This is a genomic window from Desulfocapsa sulfexigens DSM 10523, from assembly GCF_000341395.1.
GTDB lineage: Bacteria > Desulfobacterota > Desulfobulbia > Desulfobulbales > Desulfocapsaceae > Desulfocapsa > Desulfocapsa sulfexigens.
In genome coordinates this window covers 3756468-3781247 of record NC_020304.1, presented here as the reverse complement: position 1 = coordinate 3781247, position 24780 = coordinate 3756468, and the positions used below count along the sequence as shown (strand labels likewise).

Below are 24780 nucleotides of genomic sequence, written 5' to 3'. Positions count from 1 at the left end.
TCCCCAAGCTTTATCGTCATACATGGCATGGAGTTTCAACTGCAAACAAAGAGTTAGTGTTTGCCTTTTGAGACCATTTCTGATAGTTCATTATAATCAATAAAAATATTATGTTACGAATTCTGTAGCTTTTTTTCAGGACAATACAGGACCAGGTGGATCTCATGCTTTATACAAGACAATCGTTTCTTCGTTTGCTGGCACTTTTCGGTTTGCTATTGATACTGGGTGGCTGCTCCGGCGAGAATGCCAATGAACTGTATCAGCAGGGAGTTGCAGCCATGGATGCTGAAAAAGCTGATGAGGCTATCATCTGGTTTAAAAAGGCATTGCAGAAAGAACCGGAAATGGCTTTGGCTCACTACAAGCTTGGTCAAATATACCACAAAAAAGGAGATGCAAAACTCGCCTTTGGCCAGTTAAGCCTTGCTCTTCAGCAGGATTCAAATATGGCAGAGGCACGCAAGGAATTGATATTCCTTCTTGTGGAGAATCGTGCCCTTGAGCAGGTGGTGAAAAATTGTGAGCAATACATTGAACTGAATGGTGATGATGAGGATGTGTACCTGATCCTTGGTAACTCGTTGGCCTATTTAAAGAAGCTTGATGAGGCCGTGGCAATTCTGAGAGTAGCAGGCGAGAAATACCCTGAAAGTCTTCCCGCCCGTGTCAATTTAGCCAAAATTCTTGTCACCAAGGGTGATATTGAAGAAGGCCGTTCTATGCTTGAATCTCTGGCCAATGAAAATCCAGATGATCTTGAATTGCAGATTTCCCTGGCTCAAATGTATATAAAGCTTGAGCGCTATGATCTGGCGCTTTTAAGCCTTGAAGCTCTTAAGGAAAAAAATCCTGAGAATCCAAAGCCCTACTCGTTGCTTGCACAATTATCATTGCAGAAGAATCAGCCTGATCCTGCGAAGGATATTCTTCTCGAAGCAGAAAATGCTGGTGTCAATGATTCCGGACTCTTTAGATTACATGCTATGATTCTTCATCGTCAGGGTGATAGTGAGACTGCGTTGAAATATTTTCAGAAAGCCGTCGAGTCTGCAACCGAGGTGACACGTCAGATTAATCAAATGATCCTGGTTGATTACTATTCATTTCTAAAAAAATATAAGGAAGCACAGGAAATTCTGGAGATCATTATTGCAGAAGATGGAAGTAAAAAGGGTCTCAAATCAAAAGTCGTTGAGCTGTTTCTGGCACAGGGTGAATTTGATCAGGCAAGAAGTTCAGTTGATGCGCTTTTGAAAGAAAACAGTGGTGATGCCCGTGGTCATTTCCTGAAGGGCCTTATGATGATGCAGGAAAAAGATATTGTTGAAGCCCGTGAACAATTTTCCAAGGCAAAGGAGCTTGCCCCGGATGCGGCAGAGAACCAGTTTTTGTACGGATTGACTTTTATGGAAGAGTCCCAGGATATCTCGATTACTGAGATCAGTGAGGCACTGAAGAAAGATCCTAATCTCGTGAAGGCACGAATGGCACTTGCGGAATTGTACGCTAAGAAGGGCGATTTTCAGGCAAGCCTTGATGAAATTGACAAGGTGATAGCACAGCAGGTTGGGGATAATAAGGCCAGAGCAATGCGTATTTCACTGCTTCTGAAAATGGGGAAACCGGAGGAAGCTCTTGCTGATGCACAATTACTTGTTGAGAAGGAGCCGGAAATAATCTGGCATAAATTTCGTTTGGCTGAAATTTATTTCTTTACCCAGGAGTATGATAAGGCCCTGCCTATCTATGAAGCACTTGAGGAAGAAAAGCCAGAGAGTGTCCAGGTTTTAAATAGAATTGTCGGCATTAATGTGCTGCAAAAGAAATATGAAAAGGCAATGCAGATTGCTGATGCCTTTTTAGCAAAGTTTCCTGAGAACAGTCCGGCTACTATAATAAAAGCGAAGATTTATATTTCTCAGGGCTATCTTGATCTGGCTGAGAATGTTCTCTCACCGGTGGCAGATAATGGAAAAGAGGTTGCCCCCATTGTAATGCTTGCCGAATTATATCTTGCAAAAAAAGATGGTAAGAAAGCAGTCCATTACTATAAAAAAGCTCTTGAACGTGTTCCAGATGATATTGGGATCATGATGAAACTTGCGGATTACTATTTGAAAAGTGGAAATCAGTCAGAGGCCATAGCCAGTTATGAAAAGGTGTTGGAGCAGAAGGCTGATTTTTTACCTGCCATGAACAATCTTGCCTTTTTGTATACCGCAGAAGGCGGCAAACTTGATCGTGCCCTTGAACTTGCCAGTGCAGTATCCAAAGAACTCCCGGAAAACCCCGATGTCGCGGATACCCTTGGCTGGATTTATGTAAAAAAACAGGCATATTCCCAGGCAGAACCCTATCTACAAACGGCAATGGATGCAAAACCTGACAATCCAACGATTATGTTCCATATGGGAATGCTTCAATTTGGTCAGGGAAACATTCAGGAGGCTGAAGAACTGTTAGCGGATGCCATTCAAAAAGGTATTCAGGGGGCAGAGCTTGAAGTAGCGAAGGAAGCCCTTGGGAAATTAGGTGAGTCGAAAATAAAATTCGAAAAGGCAATGGCTGAGAAAGAAAGTGGTAATGTTGCCCAGGCAATACTTCTTTTTGAAGAGATTCTTGATTCGGAAGGATTTAACAGTGACGCTGCCGCTCACCTTGCAATTCTCTATGCTGACCAAAACAGGAATATCACCAAAGCTCTCGAACTTGCGCAGCAGGCCTATGATGCTCAACCGGGAAATCCACACGTTGCAGATGCGTTAGGCTGGGTGTATTACCAGCAGGGCTCGCTTCTTATGGCCAAAAAGTATGTTGAGCAAGCAGTTGAGAAAGATGGCCAGTATGGCCCGGCTCATATGCATCTCGGCGCAGTGTATTTGAAGAAAGAAGAACCTGAGGCGGCTAAGAAGGCCTTTGATACTGCTAAATCCATGAAGCTGTCCACTGCTGACCAAAAGCAGGTTGAGCAGTGGATGAGTGAGATTGAACAATAATTGCTGTTCTGAAAATAAAGGATAATGAGGGTTACGGTATATATATAATATCACCAGCTTGCAGTTGAAAATCCACATCAGGTTCTTTCCCTTCCAGGGCCTTGTCGTAATTATATGGTAGATTTTGCTGTTTTCCATCTACTCTGCGGATGATGAACATATCGTTTGTATCGGCAAAATCACTCACTCCACCTGCCTGGGAAATGGCCTCAAGGGGAGTCATTGGTGATGTAAAGGCGCGCAGGCCACGATTGCTACTTCCAGGTCCTGTAATTGTAATGGTTTGCTGAACCGCCAGGGAATTGTTACGGCCATCATTTGTGACAAGAACTTTCCTCGGAACATGCACGATATCGCCACCTTTAATAATTGGAAAGGCGGATGATTCCATCGAGCCATCACTATCAAGCAATGCCTGCATATTGAAGGTGTCTTTGCCTCCACCTGCTCGAATGATTTTTATGTTTGTTAAATCTGCACTTACTGTTTCACCATGGGCCGTAATCAAAAGATCAAGAAAACTCATTCCCTCAGGTGCCGGGTAAATACCGGGATTGTTTACAGCTCCAAAAATCCGTACCTTTGATGTATCACTGACTGACTTACCGGTATCAGCTATTGTGTCAAAGAGAGGAACAAAGACAGTGTCATTCTCATGGAGTGGCGGTAAAATCAGAGGGTCACCCTTCAACAGGTACTGTTGGATATCAGCAGTAATTTTCTGGTGTTTGCCATCCTCTATTCTCGATATGCTTACCTTTGAAAGGTCTGCGTTCTCCGAAGCTCCCCCTGCCTGACTGAGAATTGTCTGGATATTTGCAGATTCCGGGATGTTGTACCATCCGGGAGCTGACACATTGCCAAGGATTTGAACATAGTGTCTTTTTTCTATGAGATTGACCGAGGCCCTGTCACTTTTAGAGAGATATTTAGGAAGATTGTTTGTCAGTATATCACTAATTTGTTTCGTGGTGTGACCGGAAATCTTTATATTTCCCTGGCTTGGTAGAAAAATAAAGCCATGTCTGTCAACCTCCACCTTCTCTTTAAAGTAGTTTTTTTCAGTTGGACTGAACTCACTGGTAATCTCTTTTGGAATAACGACATACAGAAGGTCTCCATTGTCAATGATAACCTCATTGTTTTGAGTGGATGCATTTGCGTTCGCTGCAATCAGAGACAGGGAAAAAAGAAAGACAAAACATATTGTGTATAGGAATCTTTGTAATTTTATAGTCTGAAATACCAGATTCATGGGAACCACCTGAGAATATAGAAATATATTGGATAATTGATTTGTGAATTTTATCACTTCTACTGAAGATTTACCATGGTATAATTTGACTTCGTTTTTTGAAGTGGTTGTGGGGGGGGGCCGTTGAAAGTATTCGTCTTTTTAACTCACCAGAAATGTATTGCTCTTCAATTATGTATAGAATAAGTTGTGTATATAATTGTTTTTACTATTATGTGTCCGTGAAAACACATTTTTGTATCTAAACAAAGTCTCAGAAATTTAAGGAATGCTGATCAATGAATGTTCTTGTAACCGGTGGATCAGGATATATCGGAAGTCATACCTGTCTTGAACTGTTAAAGTCAGGAAATCAGGTTGTTGTCCTTGATAATTTGTCTAACTCCAATTTAATAGGACTGAGAAGAGTTGAAGAGTTAACCGGGAAAAAAGTACAGTTCTTTGAAGCAGATCTGTTGGATCTAAACGCTGTAAAAAATGTATTTGCCTCCTGTCCTGATATTGAATCGGTAATCCATTTTGCAGGGCTCAAGGCTGTTGGCGAATCAGTAGAGCAACCGCAACGCTATTATGAAAATAATATTGTTGGTACGCTCAATCTTACTCGTGTCATGGCTGAGCACAATGTTAAAAATATTGTTTTCAGTTCTTCCGCTACTGTCTATGGTGATCCTGCTACTGTTCCTATTACAGAGGACTTCCCACTCTCCTGCACTAATCCCTACGGGTGCACCAAGCTCATAGCCGAAAATATTCTCAGGGATTTGCATAGGGCGGATCAAGGGTGGAATGTGGCACTGCTCCGATATTTTAATCCTATTGGCGCCCACGAGAGCGGCATGATAGGAGAGGATCCAAATGGGATACCAAATAACCTGATGCCCTATATCGCTCAGGTAGCAGTTGGAAAACTGCAGGAACTATCAGTTTTTGGAGATGATTACCCAACACCGGATGGTACAGGTGTGAGAGATTATATCCATGTGGTTGATCTGGCCCTTGGCCATTTAAGTGCCCTTGAAAAATTAAAAACTCAACCTGGTGTGGTGATCTATAATCTTGGAACGGGCCATGGTTATTCCGTTCTTGATATGGTTAAGGCCTTTGAACGTGCATCGGGAGTAGATATTGCCTATAAAATAGTAAAGCGCAGGGCAGGAGATATCGCCAGATGTTTTGCTGATCCGGGGCTTGCTGCAAAGGAATTGGGCTGGATGGCCATCAGGGGCCTGGATGAAATGTGTGAAGATACATGGCGCTGGCAGTCACAAAATCCTAATGGTTTTTCCTGATTTCAGGTACCTTGTAAAGAGTTCCGATACTATCACTCTCCCGCAAACCGGCCCCCTCATGTCTTCCCGCACACCACAAACCGCAAACCTAAAACCGGTCCTCATTCATCTGGGCGGAAAAGATAGTGTAACAGGTTCATGTCATTTACTTGTAGCCGATGATGTGAAAATTCTTGTGGATTGCGGTACAGCTCAGGGCTACGACAATGTTAAATCGTTAACGGAATGGCCAATCCATCCCAGCGATATAGATTATCTTTTTCTTACTCACGCCCATATTGATCATATTGGTCGTTTACCAGAGTTGATAACAGCCGGCTTCCGGGGAGAGATTATCTGTACTCATGCAACAAAAGCTCTGCTATTGCCTCTGCTTAGAGATGCACTCTCGTTTACAGAATACAGCACGGCCCAGAAAACAAGATTGTTAACAAGCATTGAGGATTTGTCGTGGGGTTTTGAATATGGTCAAAGTTTCAACCTGAAAAAAGGAATTCAATTCACCCTGGGCCAGGCCGGACATATTCTTGGTTCAAGTTTTATATACATACAGATTTCCATGCCACAGGACAGTATCTGGTCGGTGGTTTTTTCAGGTGATCTTGGAAATTATAATACGCCACTTTTGCCAGACCCGGATCCCCCACCTGGCTGCGATCTGCTTATCTTGGAATCCACCTATGGAGATCGACTCCATGAAAATCGTAGTCAGCGCCTGGAGCATCTGGGGACTATCCTGGTAAAAAGCCTTGCCGATAAGGGGAAGGTCTTTATTCCTGCCTTTGCTTTGGGACGTACCCAGGAACTACTCTATGATCTGGATAGACTTTTCAGCGACAAAAAATGGAATAAGCATTTTCCAGAGCTCCATAAAAAGGGGCAGGGAAAAGCACCGGTTCCGTTTTTTGTGGATTCTCCACTGGCGCTAGAGATCACTGAAACCTACAATGAACTCTCAGAGTTTTGGGACGAAGAGGCAAAGTCTTTACTGACAGACCATGACCATCCCTTTGATTTCAAAAACCTGTTCAGTGTAAAACACTTTAGGGAACATCAGCAGATTATGGATTACCCCGGTCCAGCTGTTATTATTGCTGGAAGCGGAATGTGCACAGGAGGCCGTATAGTTGACCATCTTCTCACAGGGCTTGCTGAAAAAGAAAATGATATTCTTTTTATCGGATACCAGGGTAGAGGGACCCCAGGTCGTGACATCCTCCAGTATGCAGATAACCATGGCTACGTTCGTCTGAAACAACAGAAAGTAACCGTCAAGGCTAAGGTTCACAAACTTACTGGCTATTCTGCCCATGCCGATCAACAGGGACTTCTCGACTGGGTGGCCGCTATGCCTGCTAAACCCGGTGCAATCAGGCTTGTCCACGGAGAAAAAGCAGCACAAAGTGAATTGACTGGCAAATTGTCAGCACAAGGATATACTGTTATTCAGTAAGCAAAGGGTGTATAATCGCTTTGTTTTCATATTATCAGTATGATATGCTGCGGGAAGCAATGAGATTATTTTTTTTTCGCAAATCGAAAACTTCAAACTCAAAACCGATTTTTTAAACAGGAAGCCGATTTTATATGAATATTACAATGATTGGAACAGGCTATGTTGGCCTGGTAACGGGTGCATGTCTTGCTGAATTTGGTCACCGTGTAACCTGCATGGATTTGGATCTTGGTAAAATTGAACGGCTCAAAAATGGTGAGATCCCAATCTATGAACCGGGTCTGGATGTTCTTGTCGCTAAAAATGTTAAGGATAAGAGATTACGCTTTTCTTCAGATATGGCCGACTGTGTGCCTTCAGCACAGGCTGTCTTTGTAGCTGTTGGTACCCCATCCTCAAGAAGAGGGGATGGCTATGCTGATTTGACTTATATTTATGCGGCTGCAAAGGATATTGCAAAGCATCTGACAGACTATACGGTGGTTGTTGATAAGAGTACCGTGCCGGTTGGGACAGCGAGGCAGGTGCAGCGCATCATTCGCGAGGAAAATCCGGAGGCTGATTTTGATGTGGCTTCGAATCCGGAATTTTTGCGTGAAGGTGCGGCAATCAATGATTTTATGAGACCTGACAGGGTAGTTGTTGGAACAGATTCTGCAAAAGCCCGTGAAATAATGAGAGAAGTGTATAATCCACTTTTTCTCCTTTCCACACCATTTGTTTTTACAGGACTTGAATCCGCGGAACTTATCAAATACGCAGCCAATGCATTTCTGGCCATGAAAATTTCTTTTATTAATGAAATGGCCACTCTTTGTGAAGAAGTCGATGCCGATGTCGTAGATCTGGCAAAAGGTGTAGGACTTGATGGAAGAATAGGCAGTAAATTTCTTCATCCGGGGCCAGGATATGGTGGATCCTGTTTTCCAAAGGATACCCTGGCATTGCTGAGAATTGCTCAGGAACACGGAGTGACTGCACGTTCTGTTGAAGCCGCCGTTGAAATTAACTCTGCCCAAAAGGCCAGAATGGTCAAAAAAATCCGAGACGCACTGGGTGGCAATGAAGCGGGAAAAACCATTGCCGCACTGGGACTCGCCTTTAAGCCTGAAACCGATGATTTACGTGAATCACCGCCACTCTCCATACTGCCACCACTTGCCGAAAAGGGTGCCATAATACGTGCCCATGACCCACAGGCTATGAAAGAAGCGAAGAAACTGTATCCCAATTTTATCTACGTTGAAAACGCTTACGAGGCCTGTGACGGTGCGGACGTGGTTGTCCTGTTCACTGAATGGAATCAGTATCGTGCTCTTGATCTTGCTGATTTAAAGGCAAAAATGAAAGGTTCAATCTTTGTTGATTTACGCAATGTCTACTCCCCTAAACAAATAACAGACGCCGGATTTACCTATTATGGACTCGGTAGAAAATAGCAGCAGATCGCTTGAACGGATCAAAAAATTTCTGGAAAATGATCCTGATATTCAACAGGCAATTTTGTTTGGTTCCTACGCAACAGGTACGAACACAAAACGTAGTGAAAAAAATAGATTCAATCCTACGCTGTTTGACAAGAATTGAAGAGCGTCTTCCACTTCAGGAAAAAGACTTTTAAGACTATATTGTTGAGATATTAAGGGATAGTGCTTGAAATGATCTGTAAGGCAGGGAGCGTATAGGCAATGTATGATGATCGTTCAATGGAACTTGATAGAACAGTCTTTTTTATGGATGTTCTTATATCCGTTGTGGTTTTTTTACTCTCGTTTCAGATCAGGAATTTTCTGCACCCGAATGCAGATATCAATCTGTCCACCCATCTCTTTCTCTTACCGCTTTTACTGGTATTAGTTGTTTCGTTTTTGTCATATTTCGGTGCCTATGACCTTCCCAAGTATACAAGCAATACTAAGTATGCATGGTCAGTATTCCGGGGAGTATCGCTTGCAATAGGTATTCTTCTGACACTCCTCTTCTTCTTTAATGTTCAATATATCAGCCGGATTGTAATTTTAACCTTTGCCGGTGTCGAGTTTCTTTCCCTTGTTGTCCTCCGTATATTTGTCAGAAGATATTTTTTGATATCCCTTGCAAGCGGGGCAAATTCGTTAAAGGTTTTGATTATAGGCACTGGTGAAAGAGCAAAAGATTTAATCCAAGTACTTGAACATCAAGCTGACTGGGGGATTAAGATAGTTGGTTACCTTGATCCAGATCCAACACGTGTTGGGCAATTCATACATGGGGCGGAAGTTATTGGATCTTTGGATAATATTGATGACTGTCTGAGAAAGCATGTAATTGATGAGGTGATAATTGCTATCCCACGATCAATGCTGGAAGATGCAGAACCAATTGTCCTTGCCTGCGAGGAAGAAGGCATCAAGTTACGGTTTATGGCCGATGTGTTTAATGTCCATGTGGCAAAAGTGTCTTTAACCATGATGGGGCAAATACCGTTATTGACCTTGGAGCCCGTTGCCCAGGATAGTTTACAGTTACTCTTTAAACGCGTCTTTGATTTTTCAGTTACCCTGCTTGCAATGCCCGTAGTTCTGCCAATACTGGCTGTTGCTGGCATCGCTATAAAAATTGATTCGCCTGGACCGATGTTTTTTGTCCAGCAACGTGTAGGGTTGAAAAAACGATATTTTCCTATGTTCAAACTCCGTTCAATGTATGTGGATGCTGAAGAAAAACTAAAGGAAATAGAACACCTGAATGAAGCAGATGGTCCAATTTTTAAAATGAAAAATGATCCCCGTATCACCAGGGTAGGGCATTTTATACGGAAAACCAGTATCGATGAACTCCCTCAGTTATTCAATGTGTTACGTGGAGACATGAGTCTGGTTGGCCCCAGACCCATGTCCATCAGAGATGTGGATTTGTTCGACAAAGGGATTCAACGCAGGCGCTTCAGTGTAAAACCTGGGCTTACCTGTATCTGGCAGATTTCAGGACGAAGTGACCTGCCTTTCCATAAATGGCTTGAGCTTGATCTTGAATATATTGAAAACTGGTCTTTATGGCTGGATTTTAAGATACTACTGAAAACACCTGTTGCTGTTTTGAAAACGAAAGGGGCTGCCTGATGCGACCTGAACACTTTAATACCAGGGTACTATTTTCGGGTTTGCTGGCATTTGTATTTTTTGTTGCCGCTTATTTTCCGGTCTTTCAGATCCTTGTTGGAAAGTGGGCGAATTCTGAAGAGTATAGCCATGCATTTTTAACTCTTCCTATTCTTTTATATATGGTGTGGGGTAAAAGAGCGACCCTGCTTGAGGACAAGCCACACTATTCAATGCTTGGTCTGTTTCTTGTTATTCTGTCAACCATTGGGTACCTTTTTGCTTTACTGACTCAAGTACCTACCTTTATTTCTCTGTCGTTCTATTTCACGATTATTGGCGTTCTAATTTATCTTCTCGGTATTCAATCAATAAAGACACTTTTTATGCCTTTAGTGCTTCTTTTGGTTCTTATCCCGGTCCCGGACCAGCTCTATATTAAGCTCACCTTTCCTTTGCAACTGAAAGTCTCACAGTTGAGTGAGATCCTGGTTGAACTCTTTGGTGTTCCCATTCTGCGCGAAGGAAATGTCATGAACGCACCGGGGAAAAGCTTTGAAGTTGTAGAAGCATGCAGCGGAATGCGATCCATAATTACTCTTCTGACGTTGAGTTTGATTATGGGGTATTTCATGCTGAAAAAGAACGTATCCAAAGTTGTTCTGCTCCTTACCAGTATACCGATTGCAATTATTGTGAATGTCATTCGGGTAAGCTCGATGATTCTCCTCTATTATTTCTTCCAGCTGGATCTTTCTGAAGGGTTTCTCCATACCTTAACTGGCTTACTGGTTTTTGCCATTGCCCTCATTATGTTATTGTTTATCCATAAGGTACTGGAGCTTTGGGAAAAAAAATGAACAGAAAATTATTGATATTGAGTGTGTTATTCTCTGTAACCTGCGTATTTATATACAGCAGAAGTGCTACGGAAAATGTCAGCAAACCACCAATAAAACAATATTTTGAGCACATTGAAGGATATAAGACCCTTCGACATGTTGATATGGAAGAAAATGTACTCAGTTTGTTGCAGTTGGATGACTATTTGTTTACGGATTATCAGGGGCCAAATGGGAAAATAACACTTTATATCGGGTATTATTATACAGCCGATAAGGCCTCAGCTGCACACTCGCCGCTTATTTGTTACCCGAGTCAGGGGTGGGTGATTGAAAAACAAGTGCCTAATTTAAGTGTCAACATTGATCCATTCGTTATTCACTACAATGAGATCATAACCTCGTTAGGTGGTCAAAAGGAACTTGTTTTGTATTGGTTTCAGGCCCATCATGATACAAATACGAAGGCATTTAAAAATAAAACGAATGTTGCCTATAATAAACTTACTGATCGTGGGGAACAGCACGCTTTTGTTCGGGTTTCAGTGCCATTGGGTTCTGATAATACCAATCAGGCGAAACAGGATGCGATGGATTTTATAAAGAAATTTTATCCTCAATTTATCCGGTTTGTTGACGAAGGGTGAATGTTGTTAACACTTTTGGTGGTGCAACAGAATAATTGTTTTGGCAAACAGAGTGGATAGTGTGAAAATATCAGTTATTTTGGCTACATATAATTGTGGGAAACAACTTGATTGTTGTGTGCAAAGTATTATTGACAATAATGATCCTTTTGTAGAGATAATTTTTGCTGATGATGGTTCGAGTAATCCTGAATCCTTGGAACGTTTAAAGAAGTGGGAGGAAGTTGCTCCGTTTCGTATAGTTCGCGCGTGGCAAGAAGATAAAGGGTTCCGGCTGGCTAGATCTCGAAACAATGCTGTTTCCTTTGCAAACGGTGAAATACTACTGTTTATAGATCATGACATTTTGTTGCCTAATGATTTTTTTAAGACACTTCGAAAACATATGATCCCTGGTTGGTTTATCGGAGGGCGGCGTGTTAAGCTAGATGAAAGAATTTCTTCGGAACTTTTGTCAGGAAAATGTACTTGCAGTAGCTTGCAAGGGTTTTTTTTTGCCTTTCAGGCAATGCAAAAGCGTCTTCCGGGATGGCGTTATCTTTTTCCTCTGCGTAATCGGCAACCGGGAGGTGTTCCACAAAATTTCCGGGGTATGGCTGGCTTTTGTATAGCTACTTATAAAACAGATTTTTTCACTATTGATGGTTTTGACAGCAGTTTTGAAGGCTATGGTGTTGAAGATTGGGATTTTATGGCGCGTTTAAACAATAGTGGTATATCGTGTGGCTTTCTGCCGCGGAAAGGTACAGTATATCATTTGTGGCATCCAGAGAAACCGGATGATTTGAAAAGTATAGCTTATAAAATACTAGATGATGTAGAGAAAAGTTGTAAAACATTACCTTCGAAGGGTTTCTCGAAGTTAATCTAGAAGAACATATGTAACCTTTGACATGTTTCAGTATAAGAAATGAGTACAAAAAACTCAGCAACAACAAGTAGTAGAGAAAGGTTACGAGATAAACTTGTTGATACCTACTCATGTCTCAGGCTAGCAGATCGTTCTGTAATTCTTGTCGATTTACCCAACCATTTGAATATTGGAGATAGCCTGATTGCGCTTGGACAATTTAAACTGCTAAAAAAGTATTCTCCAAATTATAAGTACATCGGAGCAGTTCCTCCTGATAAGGTTTTAAGGCTAATAGACAAGGAACGGGGCGTCGTCCTTATTCATGGTGGTGGGAATTTTGGGACAATATGGCCGACCCATCAACGTTTACGTGAAAGGATAGCAAAGAATTGTCCTAATTCAACAATTTATCAACTTCCTCAATCTGTTAACTTTGACAGTTCCATTACCATGGCAAAGTCCATGGAAATTCTGGCCCAACATGGTGACTTTCATTTGATGGTACGTGACATTCAAAGCCAACAGATTTTAGTTGATAGTGGTGTTGCCTCTATCGAGTTGGTTCCTGATTCAGCTTTTGCGCTTACTCCAAAGGTCTCTTCAGCTTCTCAATGCGATATTTTATTACTTTCTCGACAGGACAGTGAGTCGCAGTATGGAGGACTCTTTCAGCAATTAGAGAAACACATTTCAAACTGGAAGGTTTTAAAAGGTGATTGGGCCGATGTTAAAGATCTGCCAATATCACTTACCCCGTTGGAGCATCTGGCTTCTATAGTTCCGCCTCCTATAATTTGGAGGACAAATACGCAGAAAGTTCAATATATGGCGTGGTCTATGCTACTTTGGTCTAGATATTCCATTGGAGTGAGGCTGCTTTCAACAGCAAGGGTCATTGTGACCGATAGACTGCATGTGCATATTCTTTGTGTTTTGTTGGGGAAGCCTCATGTTTTTTTTGACAATTCTTATCAGAAAATAACCAATTTTGCCGATACTTGGCAGACAAAAGGTCCTGAGGCCATTGGGGCACGAGATTTAAAGTCCGTTCTTGAAGTTGTCGATCGACTATTACATTCTTAAGAGCATTGTTCCCTTCGTTGAGGTTGCGGAAATATCGTTGTCATGTGTGTGATTTTCAATGTATTGTTGAATTATAGTCTTTATGCCTAGAGAGAGCACGTTGAGTTATAAAAAAAAGAATGGACAAATAAAGCCCGACTTCGACTTGTTGGCTGGAAATAGTGAAAAAAATTCAAATCTCCGGAGTAGCACGTTTCGAGGAGGTATTGTAACAGTTGTTGCTGAAGCTGTGATTTTTATCCTCTATATTGCCTCTATTTCATTACTATCTCGCTTGTTGGTACCTGATGACTTTGGTGTTGTGGCTGTTGTAACCGCAGCAGTGGCAATAGTCTTGTCTATACAAGAGGCTGGGGTTGCAGATGTAATCGTTCGGCTACCTACTGTAAGTCGTGAGCAGTTCGATAAGGCCTTTTGGTTTAATCTCACGCTGGCCGGTTTTTTGTGTGTTTTTGTAGTGTTGCTCGCCCCAGTCCTGGGGTGGATTTACAAGGATTCTAGAATTACAAATATTACTCTTTCATTTGCCGGTGTAATATTCCTTTCTAACTTACCTATTATAAACACGGCATTACTAAAACGTCGTTTGTTAATGGGGAGAGTCGCTTTAATAAAAACAGTATCTTTTGCTTTTGCTGTGTCCGTGGCAGCTTATGCCGCAATTTCTGGCCTAAGCTATTGGTCTCTTGTTATTTTACAACTAACAAAAGTAGGATCCACGCTATTACTGACTTTTTTTCTCTGTCCAGTTTTTCCATCATCACCGAATCCATCCAATAAAGTTAAAGGTATTGTTAAGGATGGAAGTTACTTTTCAGCAGGTGCCTTTTTCGCAAGCGTGGGCCGCAATGCAGACAATCTCCTTGTTGGGTTTTTTAATGGGAATGCTGTGTTGGGTGAATATAACAGAGCATTTGCATTGCTTTTGATGCCTTTGAGTCAGTTAGTTACACCAGTTGGAAGTGTTGCTATACCTGTGTTGAGTCGTCTGGCTGGTGAACCAGAAAGATACAAAAATGCCTATGTCCAAATTACAACTAGGCTGCTGATGCTTACAACTCCAGGGATAGCCATATTGGTCGTAATTGCTGAACCGTTATGCCAAGTAGTCCTTGGACCGGGGTGGGGGCAGGTCCCTGTTTTATTCAGATGGCTTGGGATTGCCGGCATTGTTCAGCCTTTCACTATTTCTTTATCATGGCTAATGGTATCACAGGGACGAGCGTATGAGCATTTCCGAAATATGTTAATTAACACTATATTGCTGGTTTTGCTCTTTTTCCTCTCCGCCCCTCATGGAGCGGAGAGTTTGGCGATGGCGTATGGGGTGTCAGGGATACTTTTGCGAAGCCCCCTGATTTCGTGGGCGGTCCTCCGGAAAGGACCTGTACTGTTGATGGATGGCTTGAAGGTAGTAACTCCTGGAATTTATGGAGCCGTGGTTGCGGCATCTATTGCACTGATAAGCATTACTCTATTTCAAGCTTATGGCCATGTCGTTAACCTGTTGATAGCTGTAAGTGGAAGTTGTACCTTAACGGTTGTAATGTATCTGATGTTACCTCTAACAAGGAATATCGTTTTCTTAACAATTACGTCAAGTAAAAGTTCAGGACCAGATAAATAGGATGTATCTGTTCTATTCTCCAATATATTTCATTCAAGTTCATGGCTTCTTTAGATCGTGCTAATGATATGTGGTCATAGTTCAGGTGGTCATATAATTATATCAAATGTATGGCTACCTTTAATGCCGTGAGATATAGGAAAAAATATGATAGAGGTAAATACTGACAACCGTGTATCGGTAATAATCCCAACGTATAATCGTGCTCATTCTATTGTAAGATCCATTGAAAGTGTTTTATCTCAAACATACAGCAACTTCGAAATCATTGTTATTGATGACGGTTCAATAGACAGGACTAAGGAGGTGTTACGGCCTTATATGTCAAAAATAATTTATCTTTATCAGGAAAACAAAGGGGCTAGTGCTGCTAGAAACGCAGGGGTAAAAATTGCCAAAGGTGAGTGGATAGCATTTCTTGATTCAGATGATTGCTGGTTACCTGAAAAACTCCACAGGCAAATAATGATCATTCATAAATCTAAAACAGAACTGGGTTGTGTGATTTGTAACATGGGTTTTTATCCTCAAGTTGGGAAAAACACGAATAGTTTTCAAAATGCGTGTTTCACTCCTAAACCACCTCAAGGACTATGTTGGAATATGTCTTCAATCCTATTAACAAGATTTATTATGTTTAATCAGGGTGCTATCATTAAGAAAAATATTTTTAATAAGGCTGGAGGTTACGATGAAAGATTAAAAATATTAGAAGACTATGATATAGCATTGAAGCTTTCTTTTTTATGTAATGTTGGATATGAAACGACTCCATTTGTTATTTATCAAACAGACACAAAAGATAGCCTTTCTTCAAATAGCAATACCTCAAAGGAAACAAAACAAATAATAAAAATATTAGAAAATCTAAAAACATTTCTAGATATGGCTGGTGTACCAAAACCAGAACTACTTGATAAACAGATTAAATATTATAAATTCCTATTTATATGTTGTGGTAATAAGTATTTATCATTTGTGGTTAGAGTAATTAAAGCTATTTCACGTCGTTCTCCTTTTTATCCAAGACCTAATTGTGAAGCAATTGTTATTTAAAATATAGTATTTTCTCAGGCTTAACGGATTTTTTTGTTTGTGTTTCCTGTTGCTTGTGTAAGTAGCATGATTTTTTACTTGATGTATTCATATGCTCCGATATCAGGGATATTTGTTCTAGGATTTTTTAAAATATCAATTTCTGGACTAAAAATGATGGAGCCTGTATCGATAGCAGGTGAGGTTTTTTTTAGTCTGAAATCGAAAGCTTCAGCATTAATGAAATGATCTGAATTGATGACCTTTATATTATGATCCACTAGTACACCACCATCCACGCCCCTATTTGTCGTACTGATATAGGTTGCAAGATTGTTGCGTATTATATTGTCAAATCCAGGAGTACCATTTTTGTGGGGATATATTCTTATGGGGGCACCTGTAGGGCCAACTGACGAATTGAGAACAGATGTAACGGTGTTATTAATGATACGACAATTTTTAGCTCCGTAAAAAGAAATGCCATGGTCTGTGTTTGTTACTATCAGATTGTTTTCTACAAGGGTATTGTCATACCACCCATCAAACATGCCAATTCCTTGGACTTTTAAGGTTAAAGGGTTTTTATCATTTTCTGCCATGACTAGGGTATTTCCTCTGATTTCCATCCCTGTGATAGGGGCGTCGAAAGTCCACGCCTGAATCATGTCTTTGTGAGTTTTGTCAACGGTGTAAATGTTTTTAATAGTGTTGTATTCAATCTTTACATAACTGGATTGATTGTTTTGTATGCCATCGCCTGATATATGATTTATAGTAGAATTCTTTATTTCTGTATAATCAGCTTTTTCTATAGTAACTCCATTATGTACATTAAAAATATTCATATTTTCTATAATGGTGTTTTCGGCTTCGGTATGTATTGCGTCAGGTGCAAAGGCTATCCAGTTTTGTGCATTCCATCCAGATATGTTTGCCATGCCAAACAATGTACTATTTCTAATAGTGATGAAAGATGATGGGCCACTCCAACTATGATCTTCTACTAAGAATAAGATGTTTTTTTTGTACGGGGCAACGTGGCTAGGACTGATTGAGATCCCATCAAATACCCATTTGGAAGATGAGCGAAGCATTATTCTACCAAAAGTTGGTTTTGCTCCATCCGCAGCTTTAACCGTAATCCAATCGTTATTGATAGCGCCTATTATAATTAACTTACCGTGATGTCCGGATAAAAGGTGTATCGTGTCACCAGGTTGTATGGGGGCCCCAATGTTTTTAGGAGTGAGGGCTTTGGTTGATGATTTGTATGGAGGGATCCATGCTTGTGTTTGTATTTTCCCTGAATTCCAGACTTCTTCTAGGGTTAACCAGGGGCTTGTTTTTGTACCATCTCCTTCCACTGTACCCTTCTCAGGATCTATGTAAAAGTCTGTTGCTCTTGAGTCAACTGAACAAAATAGCACTAGGATCGCTGTCAGGTATTGTATAGCGTATAGCCTAAAGTTAATCATATTAAATATTTCATGTTTTGATAGTGATTGACGTCATGTGGTTACTATTCTTCCCCATTTAATGGTTTTTATACCTTGTCGGATGGGTTTTGCAGGATTGCCAGCAACGATGGTGTTGTTCAATACGTCCCTAGTGACCACCGCACCAGCTGCTATAACAACTTCATCACCGATAGTAACGCCAGGTAAGATTATACATTGAGCACCAATAAAACAGTTTTTTCCTATTCTCACATCGCCTCTAATATTTCTCGCCATATCGTGACAGAGAATAGTTGCTCCAAACGCGAGGTATGTTCCATCCCCTATGATTACTCCTTTCGGGTTACGCTTGTCCAAATTTGCTTTTAAAGAAATCCGGACATCTTTACCAATAGTCATGCCACATACTTTTCTGAGGTAAATGTTCCGTAACGAAAGGAGTAGGTGTCTGATTTGTACCAAAATCATTTGGAGATATTTATTATTTAGCATGAGAACCTACAAGTAATTATGGTTGAGTGGTTTTTGAAATAAGTTTATTGACCTCAAAAGTCAGTGCTTCGTAAGCTTTATTATTCCAATGCAAAGCATCTTTGGAGTATGCTGTATTCCATGATCTAGTGCCGGGTTGGAGGAAAATCCTCCTCATATCAATAACAGTAATGTTCTTAGAAGATTCGCTCAATAAGCTGAGCGATAATTGATGGCTAGCATTTTCTATTCCCTTTCCCCATATTAGTCGCTTGAAAAAACTAGGTGAAATTGGTGGAACGACGGTTAAAACTATTACATGGCTACCACTTGAAGAAAGTTTTTTTATGATTTTTTTTATGTTGAGTAAGGCCTTGGTTTGAACTCTTTGTTGGTTGTTTGTGTCTAACATACTAGCAGCGACAAGATCATTTATGCCCACTTGGACTATATACCATTTTGGACTGACATCAAAAATGGTATTTTCAATTAGATGTAAAGTTTCTTCTGTAGTTGCCCCTGTAACTCCATAATTGATGGCTACAAAGCCTTCCCCAAAATCAGGTTCCCCCCACTCAAAGATACGAGAATCTCCGTATAATATTATATTGTTACTTTGAATTGAAACGTGAATGGGACAAGTTTCTTTTAATTTGTAATTATAGAGTCGGTCTGTTTTTTTTTGTTTGTAATATGAGATAGTTGTTGTAGCTACAATGCCTGAGAATACTACAAAAACAAAGAATAAGTAAAAAATGTTTTTCATCATAACATTATGAGATATTATTATTTAGACTAGAGAAATCTGAAAGTAGTAGTATTGATTGATTTTAACATCCCTTTTTAAGGTTCCCTAGTAAAAGGACCTTTTTCATGATTACGTTAATGAATCATTCCTCTGACTGGTTAACTCAATTTGCATAATACAACCCCAGCATTTATAGCCCTTCTTTCTTTTCTCAGCATAAGTATTGTAATGGTAAGAAAAGAAAATGTGGTTGTTCCACTGATTATTGCAATGTGTTTTTTACCGGCAGATATATCCATTAAGATTGGGACTCTTGATTTTTATGCTGTCCGAGTAATTGCTCTAGTTGGTTTGCTTAAAATATATGCCTGTGGTGATTATGTTAGAATTCGGTTGAATACAATAGATAAATATTTTATTTACTACAACTTATTGGGGACGATTGTGTATTTGCTAGCTAGTCAAGATAAGTTCGGAGCTTTTATATTTAAGAGCGGGGTCTTTGTCGATAGTATCATTATTTATTTGGTTATTAGGTACTCTATTTATTCAAAGGATAGCATACGGTTAATAATAAGAACATTTTCTGTCTGTGTTATTGTATTGCTACCGTTTACTATTTTTGAGTTTTATTCCGCAAACAATTTGTTCTCAGTTTTGGGGCGGAATGCTATCTCTATTAGGGACGGTGAAATCAGGGCTGCTGCCACATTCAGTCATTCGATCCTGTATGGTTCTTTTGCTGCCGCATTGGTACCAATCCTTTGGGCTGATTATAAAAAATCTAGAAGTAAAGTCAGGCTGTTTTCCATTTTTTGTTGTGTGTTTTTTGTATATGCCTCTTCCTCAAGTGGACCGATAGTTGCGCTTGCTGCAATAATTTGCTTCCTTTGGTTTTTTAAATGGAAACAATATAGTTCGCTTTTGGCGCGATTTATGTTGTCTGTTGCGATATTTATTCATGTGGTTAGAGAATCACCATTATGGCACTTTCTTTATGTTCGAATATCGGTCAAAGGTAGCTCAACCGGTTATCATAGATATATGTTGGTAGATGCCGCTGTCAAAGAGTTTTCGAATTGGTGGTTATTCGGTTATGGAGATGTGGGGCCTCAGTGGCATACCAAATATTGGCCACATACGTGGGCAACATTCACAGATGTGACCAATCATTACTTGTTGGAAGGAGTTCGAGGGGGCTTTTTCACAATGCTGCTCTTTATAATCTTGTGTTATAAAGTCATCACAACATTGGTTTCATATTCGAAATCTGAAACTGAAATTGAGGATCAATGGTTATGGTGGGGAGTGGCTGTCATGATGATGGGGCATTGTGTTACATTTTTATCTGTTGCGTATTTTGGTCAAATTACCATGCTTTTATACTTGACGATAGCCATTGCAGCGTATGCATATGATGAACGTTGGTTTTCAACCAGTTCTAACCTGTAAATGTCTTCTATGCTGCTTTCCATTTTAGTCATTAGTTATAATACGTGTGAGCTAACACTTAAGGCTTTGGACTCTGTTTTTGCAGTGGACTCTGTACATCTACCTTTTGAGGTTATTGTACTTGATAACAACTCAACAGATAATTCTGCCGAAGAGATACATAACGCTTTTCAAGGTCGGGTTCATCTTATAACTAATAAGGAAAATATTGGTTTTGCAGGGGGCAATAACGAAGCAGCTAAAGTAGCCACTGGAGAATACCTGCTATTGCTGAATCCTGATACTTTAGTATTGGATCAGGCGATAGAAAAACTCTTATCTTTTGCAAAAGACCATTCAGAGGCAAAAATATGGGGTGGTAAAACATGTTTTGCTGACGGAACGCTTAACCCATCTTCATGTTGGCAAAGACAAACCCTTTGGAGTCTTTTTAGCCAGGTTGTCGGTCTCTCTTCGTTGTTTCGCAGAACCAACATATTTAACCCTGAAGGGATTGGAGGGTGGAATAGGGAAGGTATCAGAACAGTAGACATTGTTTCTGGTTGTTTTCTGCTTATTAAAAGGGATTTCTGGAATGAAATGGGGGGCTTTAACTCCGACTTTTTTATGTATGGTGAGGAGGCCGACTTGTGTTTACGTGCAAAAAGAAAGGGCGCAAGGCCTATGGTTACCTCAGACGCTACTATTGTCCACTATGGAGGTGCTTCGGAGACGATTCGTTCAGATAAATTGGTGCGACTGGTGAAAGCGAAGGGACTTTTAATTCGTCGACATTTTAGTCCAGTGACTGTTCCTTTGGGGGTGGCTATGCTTGCTGGCTGGCCTTTGTCCCGCTATCTGATTCATGGGTTGTTGACATTTCTAGGAAAGAAAAAATCAGAAGAGTCAAAAGAAGTGTGGGGGGCAGTTTGGAGGCGACGCAAAGAGTGGCTTTCTTAGTGAAGGGTTACTGCAGCAGTAAGGCGTGTAGTAACTTGTGAAATGCTTGATGATAGTAAGGGTGGATAGTGGTCTCAGTAATTATTCCTGCGCATAATGAAGCTAACGTTATTGCTAATACTCTTCAAGCTCTTCTGGCAGCTGTGCAAGATGGTACAATTGAACTGGTGGTCGTTTGTAATGGTTGTACAGATGATACTGCTGGAGTCGTTCGTTCTTTTGGCACCAAGATTAAATGCATTGAAACATCTGTGGCATCAAAAACCAATGCCCTTAATTTAGGTGATGATGCAGCCTCTGAGTTTCCCCGTGTGTATCTCGATGCTGATATTGTCCTTTCTACAAAATCTGTAATGGCTCTGGCTGAAGAACTTTCAAAAGGACATTGTCTGGCAGCCTCTTCTACCATGCGAATGGATTTTCGTGGCTCATCATGGCCTGTTAAAAGTTTTTATTATATTTGGCAGCAATTACCATATGTGAAAGAAGGCATGATTGGCACAGGAGTGTATGCTCTATCGGAAGAAGGTCGAGGAAGGTTTGACAAGTTTCCAGATATAATTGCTGATGATGGTTTTATTCGGGCGATATTTAAAAAGGACGAAAGAGTAGCTGTTCAACAGAGTCATTCTAATGTGCGTTCTCCAGCCAAATTGTCTGATTTGATAAAAATAAAAACTCGGAGCAGGTTGGGAAGATACGAGTTGGCTGAAAAATTTCCTGAATTAATGAATCGTGAAGAAAAAAAATATGGATCTGCTTTTCTTGTTTTACTCAGAAAACCGAGCAACTGGGTGAGGTTACCAATATATATTTATGTTAATATGGTGTCGCGAATACGGGCTAAATATCAACGTAAATTATATGGTTTCAGTTGCTGGGAACGTGATATTAGTAGTCGAGCAATAAATATAGATAAGTAAGGTGCTTGAAAGTGTCTGCTAAGAAAAAAAAAATCATGCTAGTAGCATCAGCCGGTGGACATTGGGTGCAGTTAAATAGATTACTACCTGCTTTCGATGGTTGTGAGCTGATTTTTATGACTACTGAGGCCAAATATTCAACTACTGTTGGGGACAATCGTTTTATTGTTGTGCCTGATGCCAGTCGCTGGAACAAATTGAAGTTACTATGGCTTGCTTGCATCATGTTTGTACGTATTCTCTTTGTCCGACCTGACGTCGTCGTTTCAACTGGTGCAGCTCCAGGATTCTTAGCTATTTTTTTGGGAAAAAAATTGGGCGCTAAAACGATATGGTTGGACAGTATTGCTAATGTCGACGAATTGTCTTTGTCTGGAAAAAGAGCAGGAAAATATGCTGATTTGTGGCTTACTCAATGGGAAGAACTTGCTGTTCCGGGTGGGCCTAGTTTTTTCGGGGCAGTTTTGTGATATTTGTTACGGTGGGAGAGCAATTACCATTCGATCGGCTGGTTCGTGCTGTGGATGAATGTGCTCAAAAACTTGGCCAGGAGATTTTTGCCCAGATTGGTGAGACAGAGTGGCGACCAAAAAAAATTGGATATGAAAAATTCCTTAACCCTGATGAATTTAACAAGAAATTCCTAGAAGCAGATGTGATTATTGCGCATGCTGGTATGGGGACTATCATAACAGCCTTAGAGCTAGGGAAACCGATAATCGTTATGCCCAGGAAAGCTGCATTGGGGGAACACCGAAACGATCATCAGTTTGCAACTGCTCAACGGTTTTTAGCACTTAATTATATAACCGTTGCTTTTGATGAGACAGAATTGGTGGAGAAGCTAGAAAAGTTCTCTGGAGGAGAAAAATTTGAACATGAGATTAGGAATATCGATCCTAGTCCTCTGCTGATCAAAACAATTCGAGACTTTCTTGCTGATTAATCTTCTAACTTAGGAGAATGATGTCAGATATCCAAAAGAAAAGAGGACACCTCATCAATTACGTTTTTCCTGACTCCAGCAAGAGCAGCAAACTCAGGCCATCGAGATACTGCTTCTTTTGTTTCTTTGAAAAGTTCTTCAGCACGAGGTTTGGTAATACCTGCCTGTTCAGCAAGTTGCAGGAGTAATTGTTTAGTCGGTTTCATCCCTTCACCAAGTACTGTAGTCGTGTGCTCACCACCAGGGCCTCGGGAAAACGTTAAATCATAGGCTGGTGCCAGTGACCATTGTCCTGTTTGATCATCTAATATAAAAGAAAAATTTTTCACGTGATCGTCACGATTGTGAGCCAAAACATTGAAAACCATTAACCGATAGACGCTCTCAATATCCTGGTAGTTCCTGGTCAAAATGCTGGTAGCTTTAAAAAGGTCACCGTAATCGCAACTTGGTATTCTGAAGTTTGCATGGATAAGGTTTCCAAAAGTATGGATGTGGAGACGTCTGTTGTCAGGGCGTCTATCAAAACGTTTTACCCCAAAAAAAAGTTCATCATTACTGGTACTGAAAAGTTTTGTTTCTTCCATCATGATACCGGCTGCAACAGCCATTTTAGAATAGGCATATTCAACCGGGCCTGCATCTGCCAAATCTTCTCTGGCGGAAAATTTGACTATCCAGTGCTCAAAACCTGGTGGAATGTCACTTTCTCCAGAAACCATATCGAGAGTGGTTGGATTAAAACCGATGAGAACTTTAGGTCGTGCGCCACCGGGGCTACCTCCTGCTCTCATGAGTTGAGGAAGGATATCATTGGACTTACCACCGAAAACGTTTATGGCTTCTGTTGCAAGTTTGTGAAGATCAAGCAGGTCGGATCCATCTGTTCTTTCGGTTGACGGGTGATAGGTTAGAGCACCCATGGTGTTGTTGCCGAGGTAGAGTAGTCTGTCGAGTATTGAGATAGCAGCGGGATTAATGTTTTGGCTACGGAAAAAACGATCCATCAGTAATAACCCCCAACCATCAGGGAGTGAATCGTCAAACAAACCAAAGATCGGCCCAAAGCGGTGATCTTGGTGAGTAAAAAGAGGAGATTGAAGAGGGAGAGTAAAGGGAGATAACTCTAACTTTTTAGAGATCCATTCGGAATTGTATTCAAAAAATAACGTATTATTTTTTTCTGCCAATGTACCTACTGCAAATTCAGTATCTGGATCTTTGTGAAACCGAACTTCTATTTCCCTGTATCCTGGTGCCATCTTAAAACCTGCCGCGTTTTGGTGTCTTTTTTTCTATATTTTCTTTTAATTCAGCCAGGCTTGTTGCATCAGGCAGTTGAAAAAGAGAATTGAAGTCTTGGAGGTGGCCGATTGAATGGGTAAGGCGCAGAAGATTTCTTAAGGATATTTCTCCACTGTTTTCAAAGCGCTTCAGTGATGATTCGCTAACACCAGCACGTTTACTCAGTGTTGAGCGTTTGTAGCCGGCACTCAGTCGCAGCATCTTAAAGCGCTGCGCTAACTGGGATTGAACTTCAATGGGGGTGATAAGGGATGGTATCATCTCGCCATTATAACATCTTTGTCTATATGGTCAATATGTTATCTTTAATCTGGATTTTTGCTCTGTTATGGCTAAAATATGGTCCATTGTCTAAAGAGCTAATGCT

At 40.7% G+C, this 24780-nt stretch carries 23 protein-coding genes; 17 read left to right on the top strand and 6 right to left on the bottom strand.

All coding sequences use genetic code 11. The annotated features are described in order from the left end of the window. Positions 1–164 precede the first annotated feature (164 nt). Positions 165–2999, top strand: a complete 2835-nt coding sequence (locus tag UWK_RS16860; RefSeq protein ID WP_015405599.1) for a tetratricopeptide repeat protein — start codon at positions 165–167, stop codon at positions 2997–2999. A 31-nt stretch (positions 3000–3030) separates the two neighbouring features. Here UWK_RS16860 and UWK_RS16855 read toward each other — a convergent pair whose 3' ends face one another. Next, positions 3031–4254, bottom strand: coding sequence for an SLBB domain-containing protein (locus tag UWK_RS16855; protein WP_015405598.1), 1224 nt, complete (start codon positions 4252–4254; stop codon positions 3031–3033). 278 nt (positions 4255–4532) lie between these two features. Here UWK_RS16855 and galE point away from each other — a divergent pair, with 278 nt between their 5' ends. The 11 genes from galE to UWK_RS18810 all read left to right on the top strand — a co-directional run bounded on the left by galE (position 4533) and on the right by UWK_RS18810 (position 16190). Continuing rightward, the gene (gene galE, locus UWK_RS16850; RefSeq protein WP_015405597.1) at positions 4533–5546 is read left to right on the top strand and encodes a UDP-glucose 4-epimerase GalE; all 1014 of its coding nucleotides are present in this window, start codon (positions 4533–4535) and stop codon (positions 5544–5546) included. After that, positions 5488–6999, top strand: coding sequence for an MBL fold/beta-CASP domain-containing RNA metallo-hydrolase (locus UWK_RS16845; protein ID WP_015405596.1), 1512 nt, complete (start codon positions 5488–5490; stop codon positions 6997–6999). The genes galE and UWK_RS16845 overlap by 59 nt, the downstream gene beginning before the upstream one ends. A gap of 134 nt (positions 7000–7133) precedes the next feature. Then, positions 7134–8441, top strand: coding sequence for a UDP-glucose dehydrogenase family protein (locus UWK_RS16840; RefSeq protein ID WP_015405595.1), 1308 nt, complete (start codon positions 7134–7136; stop codon positions 8439–8441). Further along, on the top strand, positions 8422–8589 hold the full coding sequence (locus tag UWK_RS19520; protein WP_015405594.1) for a nucleotidyltransferase domain-containing protein: 168 nt from the start codon (positions 8422–8424) through the stop codon (positions 8587–8589). The genes UWK_RS16840 and UWK_RS19520 overlap by 20 nt, the downstream gene beginning before the upstream one ends. A 101-nt stretch (positions 8590–8690) precedes the next feature. Continuing rightward, positions 8691–10103, top strand: a complete 1413-nt coding sequence (locus UWK_RS16835) for a sugar transferase (protein ID WP_015405593.1) — start codon at positions 8691–8693, stop codon at positions 10101–10103. Beyond that, the gene (locus tag UWK_RS16830) at positions 10103–10942 is read left to right on the top strand and encodes an exosortase/archaeosortase family protein (protein ID WP_015405592.1); all 840 of its coding nucleotides are present in this window, start codon (positions 10103–10105) and stop codon (positions 10940–10942) included. The genes UWK_RS16835 and UWK_RS16830 overlap by 1 nt, the downstream gene beginning before the upstream one ends. Next, positions 10939–11571: an exosortase C-terminal domain/associated protein EpsI gene (locus tag UWK_RS16825; protein ID WP_015405591.1), complete on the top strand. Its 633-nt coding sequence runs from the start codon at positions 10939–10941 to the stop codon at positions 11569–11571. Before UWK_RS16830 ends, UWK_RS16825 begins: the two co-directional genes overlap by 4 nt. Positions 11572–11632: 61 nt before the next feature. Continuing rightward, complete coding sequence (locus UWK_RS16820; protein WP_015405590.1) at positions 11633–12442, top strand: glycosyltransferase; 810 nt, start codon at positions 11633–11635, stop codon at positions 12440–12442. A gap of 39 nt (positions 12443–12481) precedes the next feature. Continuing rightward, complete coding sequence (locus UWK_RS16815) at positions 12482–13507, top strand: polysaccharide pyruvyl transferase family protein (protein WP_015405589.1); 1026 nt, start codon at positions 12482–12484, stop codon at positions 13505–13507. 100 nt (positions 13508–13607) lie between these two features. Beyond that, on the top strand, positions 13608–15134 hold the full coding sequence (locus tag UWK_RS16810) for an oligosaccharide flippase family protein (protein WP_041916468.1): 1527 nt from the start codon (positions 13608–13610) through the stop codon (positions 15132–15134). Positions 15135–15281: 147 nt separating this feature from the next. Continuing rightward, positions 15282–16190, top strand: coding sequence for a glycosyltransferase family 2 protein (locus tag UWK_RS18810; protein WP_015405587.1), 909 nt, complete (start codon positions 15282–15284; stop codon positions 16188–16190). 74 nt (positions 16191–16264) lie between these two features. Here UWK_RS18810 and UWK_RS16800 read toward each other — a convergent pair whose 3' ends face one another. The 3 genes from UWK_RS16800 to UWK_RS16790 form a co-directional block, all read right to left on the bottom strand. Further along, on the bottom strand, positions 16265–17536 hold the full coding sequence (locus UWK_RS16800) for a right-handed parallel beta-helix repeat-containing protein (RefSeq protein WP_167320765.1): 1272 nt from the start codon (positions 17534–17536) through the stop codon (positions 16265–16267). A 144-nt stretch (positions 17537–17680) separates the two neighbouring features. Continuing rightward, positions 17681–18028 (bottom strand): acyltransferase, encoded by a 348-nt coding sequence (locus UWK_RS20070; RefSeq protein ID WP_322740787.1) that lies wholly within the window; start codon positions 18026–18028, stop codon positions 17681–17683. A gap of 109 nt (positions 18029–18137) precedes the next feature. Further along, positions 18138–18869 carry an SGNH/GDSL hydrolase family protein gene (locus UWK_RS16790; protein ID WP_015405584.1) on the bottom strand — a complete coding sequence of 244 codons (732 nt, stop codon included), beginning with the start codon at positions 18867–18869 and terminating at the stop codon, positions 18138–18140. 207 nt (positions 18870–19076) lie between these two features. Here UWK_RS16790 and UWK_RS16785 point away from each other — a divergent pair, with 207 nt between their 5' ends. From UWK_RS16785 to UWK_RS16765, 5 genes are all read left to right on the top strand, one after another. Next, complete coding sequence (locus tag UWK_RS16785) at positions 19077–20300, top strand: hypothetical protein (protein WP_015405583.1); 1224 nt, start codon at positions 19077–19079, stop codon at positions 20298–20300. Further along, positions 20301–21239 carry a glycosyltransferase family 2 protein gene (locus tag UWK_RS16780; RefSeq protein ID WP_041916466.1) on the top strand — a complete coding sequence of 313 codons (939 nt, stop codon included), beginning with the start codon at positions 20301–20303 and terminating at the stop codon, positions 21237–21239. 68 nt (positions 21240–21307) lie between these two features. Beyond that, positions 21308–22162: a glycosyltransferase gene (locus tag UWK_RS16775; protein WP_015405581.1), complete on the top strand. Its 855-nt coding sequence runs from the start codon at positions 21308–21310 to the stop codon at positions 22160–22162. A gap of 11 nt (positions 22163–22173) precedes the next feature. Beyond that, positions 22174–22632, top strand: coding sequence for a UDP-N-acetylglucosamine--LPS N-acetylglucosamine transferase (locus UWK_RS16770; RefSeq protein WP_015405580.1), 459 nt, complete (start codon positions 22174–22176; stop codon positions 22630–22632). Beyond that, positions 22629–23108: a glycosyltransferase gene (locus tag UWK_RS16765; protein WP_015405579.1), complete on the top strand. Its 480-nt coding sequence runs from the start codon at positions 22629–22631 to the stop codon at positions 23106–23108. Before UWK_RS16770 ends, UWK_RS16765 begins: the two co-directional genes overlap by 4 nt. 23 nt (positions 23109–23131) lie before the next feature. On the opposite strand, the gene UWK_RS16760 is transcribed toward UWK_RS16765, so the two are convergent. Together UWK_RS16760 and UWK_RS16755 are read right to left on the bottom strand one after the other, a co-directional pair. Next, the gene (locus tag UWK_RS16760; RefSeq protein WP_015405578.1) at positions 23132–24370 is read right to left on the bottom strand and encodes a type II toxin-antitoxin system HipA family toxin; all 1239 of its coding nucleotides are present in this window, start codon (positions 24368–24370) and stop codon (positions 23132–23134) included. A 1-nt stretch (position 24371) separates the two neighbouring features. Beyond that, on the bottom strand, positions 24372–24674 hold the full coding sequence (locus UWK_RS16755) for a helix-turn-helix domain-containing protein (protein WP_015405577.1): 303 nt from the start codon (positions 24672–24674) through the stop codon (positions 24372–24374). Positions 24675–24780 lie beyond the last annotated feature (106 nt).